This is a genomic window from Rhodococcus sp. YH1 (assembly GCF_009939605.1).
GTDB lineage: Bacteria > Actinomycetota > Actinomycetes > Mycobacteriales > Mycobacteriaceae > Rhodococcus > Rhodococcus aetherivorans.
Genome location: NZ_WVTE01000265.1, coordinates 23,190 through 29,645 on the forward strand (window position 1 = coordinate 23,190; position 6,456 = coordinate 29,645).

A 6,456-nucleotide genomic window follows, 5' to 3' on the forward strand; every position below is an offset into this window, starting at 1 on the left:
TGCGACGTCACGGGGTCAACGCCCGACAATCGTCGAGCTGAGCGGGGGGCTGGCCACCGCCGCGTTCCCGGCTGTCGTCCTGGATCACCGTGCCGACGTACCGATTCGTGAACGGGATCTTGTCGGCCCCCACGGTCCCCTGCAGCACGATCTTGCCGTTGACCCGGGCTGTGTACAGGTCTCCCTCGGCCCGCAGCTCGATCACTGCGCCTTCGGGAAACCTCGACGTGGACGCGTACTGCGGAGTCCCCGCCACGGGGGTGAACCCGTTCGGGTTGGCAGGATCTTCGTGGTACAACGCCATGATGCTGTCGGTGAACGCGAACTGCACACCGGTGTCGACACCGGGATTGGCGCGCACCACCGGACCGATCGACGAGTGCTCCGGCTCGCGTCCGTTCCAGCGGACCACACACCGCATCACCTGCGTCTCGCTCGGCATCGGCTCACTCCAGAACGCAAGACTCAACGGAGTCGACGGAGTCCCCCGGCCGTCGAGATGACCGTTCACGATCTTCAGTGTGCCTCCACCCCAGGTGATCCAGTTCGGGCCGAGCGGGCCGTCCGGGCGATCGAAGTCGTCGGCCGCACGCAGCACCAAGGGGGTCGCCGGAGCCGGTGCGCGGTAGTTGTCCCCGCCCCTCTCGTCGGCGGTGTCTATGAGCGGCGAGGCCACGATCCTCGGAATCGGAGCGAATTCGGGCCCGGCAGGGCGGGCATGTGGGTCCGCGGTACCCGGATCCGCGTCAGCCAGAGGTGCCAGTCCGGTTGCGAGGGCGAGCGACCCACACACGATGCCGAGCCGCACGGCGCCTTTTCGGACGGACGTGAGAATACGATCGTTCGGTTCGGGAAGCACGCCGGGAATTTTAGGGCCCGAAAGCACATATGACAGTGATGCTCGTCACGACCACGTCCCTCCGGGCCGCGGCGGGCCGATGTCTCCAACGCCCATATGCACCGATCAGAGGCATACACGGTGTCAGTAGTGGGGGACCCTGGCGGTCCTGTTTCCGGGATTCGAACGGCCGCCTCGACGGCGGAGCTCTGCGCCCAGCCGTGCAGCCTGACGCGTGAGGTGGTCGCGTTCGGGGAGGTTGGGCGCCGATCGGGCCGCTTCGGTGTAGAGCCGTGCTGCGGTCACCAGGTCACCGGCACGCTCGTGGAGGTACGCCGCGGCGGCGGCATGGCGGGGCAGGGCGGGGTCGAGCCCCGCCAGGGCGGCCAGACCGGCCCGCGGGCCGTCGGCCTCGCCGACCGCGACGGCGCGGTTGAGGCGGGCCACCGGGTTGTCGGTGAACCGCAGCAACTCGTCGTACCACTCGACGATCTGCACCCAGTCGGTCTCCTCGGCCGTGCGGGCATCGGCGTGGAGCGCGGCGAGGGCGGCCTGGGCCTGGAACTCCCCCAGTCGGTCGCGGGCGAGCGCTGCCTGGAGCACGTCGACGCCCTCGGCGATCAGACGGGTGTCCCACAGGCTGCGATCCTGCTCGGCCAGCGGCACGAGGCTGCCGTCGGTACGGGTCCGCGCCGGGCGCCGTGCGTGGTGGAGCAGCATGAGCGCGAGCAGGCCCGCCACCTCCTCATGCTCGATCATGGCCGCCAGCTGGCGAGTGAGCCGGATCGCCTCGACGGCGAGGTCGACGTCGCCGGAGTAGCCCTCGTTGAAAACGAGGTAGAGCACGCGCAGCACCGTGGCGACGTCACCGGGCCGGTCGAACCGGACACCCGAGAGGGTCCGCTTGGCCCGGCTGATGCGCTGGGCCATGGTTGCCTCGGGCACGAGGTAGGCCTGCGCAATCTGTCGCGTGGTCAGACCGCCGACCGCGCGCAGTGTCAGCGCGACCGCCGAGGCCGGCGTCAGGGACGGGTGCGCGCACAGAAAGTACAGCGCAAGCGTGTCGTCCACTGCCTCGGCCGGGCCGGGCCCGGGCTCGACCTCGACGAGCACCTCGCGCCGCCGCCGGGAGGACTCGGCGCGGGTGGCGTCGAGGAACCTGCGCCAGGCCACGGCGACCAACCAGCCCTTCGGGTCCCGCGGCGGATCGTCCGGCCACACGCGCACCGCTTCGACCAGGGCGTCCTGCACGGCGTCCTCGGCCGCCGCGAAGTCGGCTCCGCGGCGGACGAGGATCCCGATCACCGTGGGGGTGAGGGTCCGCAGCAGGGTCTCATCCACCGTGCCTCACTCCGTGACGGTCGGAGGCGCGGACAGGAACGGGCGCACCTCGAGCCACTCGTGAATCGGCTTCCCACCCGCCCCCGGAGCCGCAGACAGCTCGCCGGCCAGCTCCAGCGCCCGCTCGTAGCTGTCGACGTCGATCACCATCCAGCCGGCGATCAGATCCTTGGTCTCGGCGAACGGGCCGTCGGTGACCGGCGGCCGCCCCTCGCCGTCGTACCGGACGAACGTCCCCTCCGGGGACAGCGCCTGCGCGTCGACGAACTCTCCGGTGCCCTCGAGCCGAGCGGCGAAGTCGTTCATGTACTGCATGTGGGCGGAGATCTCCTCCGGCGTCCACTGGTCCATCGGCACGTCGTTGACCGGTGCGGGCGCGCCACGGTAGTGCTTGAGCAGCAGGTACTTGGCCATCGTGTTCTCCTTGATGCGGTACAGCCCATTGTGGCCGTGTTCACCTCAGGGACGGAGCCGTGCTCGGGATCTCGACATCCCACCGCGACATTTCCCGGCGATCCTCCTGACACCGCGCACTCTGCGGCGCCACGGGAGCCGCGACGAGCTTCGCGCCCGCGGGCTTGCAGGCCGGCCACGACGGCGTCGAGCGAGAGAATGTGGGCAAGAACCAGAACAGGGCCGGCTCCCGTTCCCGGAACCGGCCCCTGACCTGCCGTGCAGCGTTTCCGCTGGTGGAGCCCCCTGTCAGGATTGAACTGACGACCGCTCGCTTACAAGGCGAACATGAGGTCAACGGTAGCCATCGTGCAACACCGTGACCTGCGCGTTTACCGCGCCCGCCACCGCCCAGGATCGTGCATCGGTGCGCGAGTTGTGACAACTGTGTGACAACTGTCGCCCCCGCGTGCCCTGTCGAACTCGATTCCGTTCGCACTTCCCCGGAAGGAATCCCTTCATGAAACGTGTCCACAGCACCGACGCGTACCTCACCATCACGATCGCCGCCCTCGCGTTCCTGCTCTCCTACACCAAGCTCGTCGACCTCGCGCTCCGCGCCGGCTACGGCGACTACGCCGCGCACGTGTGGCCGCTCATCGTCGACGGCATCACCATCGTCGCCACCCGCGGCGTCCTCCGCCTGACCGGATCCCGCCGCTACGCGTGGACCCTCCTCGCCGCCGGCACCGGGGTATCGATGACCGCCGCCGTCGGCAGCCAGCTCCTTCCTCCGGGACCACTCCCGCCGCTCGCGGCCGCGGCAGTGTCGGTGGTGCCACCGCTGTGCCTGCTGGTCGCACCGCACCTCGCGGTGCAACTTGCCCGGGACGCACAGTCGCGACCTGGTCGCGACGTCGACACTATCCCCGACGTGATGCCCGCGGAGGTGGTTGCACCGCCCGTCGAACCGGAGGTGGCAGTCGAGACACCCGAAGATCGGCGAGCACGCGCACTCGAGCTGCTCGCTACAACGACCATGTCCTTCCGTGCCGTCGCGAAGGAAGTCGGTGTCACCGACACGTCGGTGCGACGGTGGGCACGAGCAGGCCAGGAAGTAACACGAAACAGACCAGATGGGATGATCCGGGCATGAGACTCCGCGCCCTTGCGATCGCCCCGGCCCTCGTCCTGCTCGTCGCGTGCGGAGGAGAAAGCGACGACTCCACGATCGGGGCGACCACAACCGAGTCAAGCGCAGCTGCCAGCACCACCACTCGGACGGCGGCGCAGACCACGACGACAGCTGCGACGCAGCTCGCGCCCGTACCTGGCAAGGTCCAGCACTCTGGCAATACGAGCGAGTGCACCGTCACCCCCATGGCGTACCCGGGACTGACTGAAGTGGACGTCCAGGATGGCGCCGCCGGCCACCCCTCAGACGCCAAGACGATCACGTGGCACTGGGAGGGCGGGATCAGCACTGGAACTGTCGCCTTCACAGCAACCATGTCCGGACCAAATGGCCAGCCGATCACCCGCGGAGTCAAACTGATCGACGGCGAGGTCATCGCGAACTACGTCTTTTCGGGCGCGCGCCAGGAGAACATCGCCATCCCACCGCGCTGGAACGATGCATCCATCTCCGTCGCACTCCCAGCTGCCTCCGGGACGGTCCTCGGTTCGTCATTCAGCTGGTCCGCCGATCTCGAGGTTGACGGAGAATCGACCGGGAAGTGCCCGGGCGCTTGAGCCGCGACAACTACTCACAGGAGTTATGCACATGCAGTGGATAGCGGTGTTCGCGATCGTCCTGCTCGTCGGCCTGGCCGTCACCTTCTGGAAGACCATCCTTGGCGCCCTCGCGGTGCTCGTCCTCGCGGCCGCCGCCCTGTGGGCATGGCAGGCCTTGCGTAGCCGGGCGAAGGGACGTCGGGACGAGGCGGCTGCACTGGCTGCACGGGCCGATCGTGAACACGCACTCTTCCTCGAGGGAAAGGACGCCGGGGTGTACGGCCGCTACAGCCCAATCGATCTCGACCGGCCACGGCCCACTCCCCTGCCCGCCACGATGGCGGAATGGCGGGAGCAGCGCCGACGGAAGTAGTTCTGTCGGCCCCCTTCCCTACACTCAGGACGGAACGCCCCGGCACCCACACACCCGGGGCGTTCTCTCATATCACGACCACTTCACTCCGGGCCGCGGAGGTCCGACGTGAGGCGGTCGGCCGATCGTGGTCTCGCACGTTCTGCAGGTCCACGTTCGATGGCCCCCGGCGCCGGGCGTGCAGTCGCAGGGTATCCATCCGACCAGGACCTGGTTCGGGGTGAGGCGATGGCCGTTCGGACAGCGCTTGGGTGCACGCTCGCACAGGGCCACGCCTGAAATTTTCGCACAGGCGTTCGAGCAGCGGTATGGTTCCGGACGCCGGCCGGTGAGACGCGAGTCTGGGAAGCACCGGCCGGCATCCGAGACCTTCTGAGGCCGCTCCTCCGAGGCACACAGCAAGCACGCAGTTCCCGTGCCGGTCGAGGTTGTGCCGGGCCCGCATCATAGCGCGATGCCATGCGCAGGTCCGAGCCGGGCGGTGATCTGCACGTGCCTCGTACGAACACTTGTAAGCTCCGCTCGCAACCGATCCCAGCAGAGAGGCGATATGCAGCTCTCTTTCTCGGAACTTGACTCGAGGGGGTTAGTGGCTGGAGGGCAAACCGAGTTTGTCGAAGAACGCCCTGTTCCGTTCCGTAGCTGCGTTGACGAGACGCTCAAAGCTCATGACCTCGATGTAAGCCTTGGTTGAGTCATTGAAGCCGAAGTAGGCAAGTCCATCGTGGGTCGGCTTCAAGTTTGCGTACTCGCAGCGACTCACCATTGTCGGTGTCAGGTCGGCGATGATGTAACAGAAGGCAGGCGGCTCTTGTGATTTCGGGATCGGGCGACCCGCGAAGGTTCGGACACCGCCTTCGCGTACGCGCTTCACGTACTCAAGGCACTGCTGGATTGGATCTTTGTCCTCCGTGGCGTCGTTGCGCATCGGCCGTTTGATCTCGACCACGACGATCGAAGGCAACGGAAGCGCTTCACCTTCGGCTGCCAGCACAGGGGCGCCAGCTAGCCGGGTTGCGAGTATGTCCGGCTCCTTCGTCGACTCTGACAAGGTGATAGGCATGCTCTTCAAAGTCTTGTCAGAGGCGAGGTAGTCGTGGAATGCGAGCCGCTCATCGATGATCCAAAGGTTCGATGCGTCCGTGGCGATCTCATTGGAATCCGTCCGCATCGGGATGAGCAAGGAGTGAATGGCGTCTTCCCTGCTGTACTTGCCGTCCTCGTTCGACCGAATCAACCTGGCCAGAATGTCTAGAATCGTCCGTCGGCGCGACACGTACGCTGCCAGATCTGACTGGTTGATGTCGGTGACTTTTTCGAGGTACCGGGCGAGCCGTTCTTTGTAGTCCACCAACGGTTCCGATCCGGCCTTTGCGAAGACCACATGGCCCTCGGCAAGGGCATCCGCATCGAGCTTCTGCAGACTGCGGTGCAAGAGAAGTTCGAGATCCTGGTCCTTGATGGAAGGGTCGACGGTAACTCCCAGTGAAACAAGACGCGACAGAACAGGCCGGTACCTCGGCGCATGATTGCTCACATAGTCGTTAACTCGCGCTCTGCCCTCATCTCGCGCCGTGGCGAGTTGGTCGGCGAGTAATCTCTCTACATTGGCCAGTACGGCCGTGCGCACGTCGTCGAGCGATATTTCGTGTTCCATGGTCGTGCCTGCGACGCTTTCGCCGATGTCGAAAGCCGTCCGGTCGGCACGGACGTGAGCGTCGAGATAGTCCGAGGAGAGGTAGCAAACATAGGTGAAATCGGTTGATTGATCGTCCTT

6 protein-coding genes and 1 pseudogene are annotated in these 6,456 nt (G+C 66.5%); 3 read left to right on the plus strand and 4 right to left on the minus strand.

Translation table 11 applies throughout. The annotated features are described in order from the left end of the window. Positions 1-7: 7 nt before the first annotated feature. The 3 genes from AIIKEEIJ_RS26825 to AIIKEEIJ_RS26835 all read right to left on the minus strand — a co-directional run bounded on the left by AIIKEEIJ_RS26825 (position 8) and on the right by AIIKEEIJ_RS26835 (position 2,593). Complete coding sequence (locus AIIKEEIJ_RS26825) at positions 8-676, minus strand: hypothetical protein (protein ID WP_232334117.1); 669 nt, start codon at positions 674-676, stop codon at positions 8-10. Between the two features lie 306 nt (positions 677-982). Beyond that, entirely contained in the window at positions 983-2,179 is a 1,197-nt protein-coding gene (locus AIIKEEIJ_RS26830) for an RNA polymerase sigma factor (protein WP_006942910.1), read from the minus strand. 6 nt (positions 2,180-2,185) lie between these two features. Then, positions 2,186-2,593: a YciI family protein gene (locus tag AIIKEEIJ_RS26835; RefSeq protein WP_006942909.1), complete on the minus strand. Its 408-nt coding sequence runs from the start codon at positions 2,591-2,593 to the stop codon at positions 2,186-2,188. Between the two features lie 499 nt (positions 2,594-3,092). Between AIIKEEIJ_RS26835 and AIIKEEIJ_RS26840 the strand changes: the two genes are divergently transcribed. The 3 genes from AIIKEEIJ_RS26840 to AIIKEEIJ_RS26850 are packed head-to-tail and all read left to right on the plus strand — an operon-like array spanning position 3,093 to position 4,679. Next, complete coding sequence (locus AIIKEEIJ_RS26840; RefSeq protein ID WP_161996915.1) at positions 3,093-3,728, plus strand: DUF2637 domain-containing protein; 636 nt, start codon at positions 3,093-3,095, stop codon at positions 3,726-3,728. Then, positions 3,725-4,324: a hypothetical protein gene (locus AIIKEEIJ_RS26845; RefSeq protein ID WP_161996916.1), complete on the plus strand. Its 600-nt coding sequence runs from the start codon at positions 3,725-3,727 to the stop codon at positions 4,322-4,324. The genes AIIKEEIJ_RS26840 and AIIKEEIJ_RS26845 overlap by 4 nt, the downstream gene beginning before the upstream one ends. A gap of 31 nt (positions 4,325-4,355) precedes the next feature. Next, entirely contained in the window at positions 4,356-4,679 is a 324-nt protein-coding gene (locus AIIKEEIJ_RS26850; protein ID WP_161996917.1) for a hypothetical protein, read from the plus strand. A gap of 586 nt (positions 4,680-5,265) precedes the next feature. Here AIIKEEIJ_RS26850 and AIIKEEIJ_RS26855 read toward each other — a convergent pair. Next, positions 5,266-6,456 (minus strand): annotated as a pseudogene (locus tag AIIKEEIJ_RS26855) (ATP-binding protein); the annotation flags it as partial.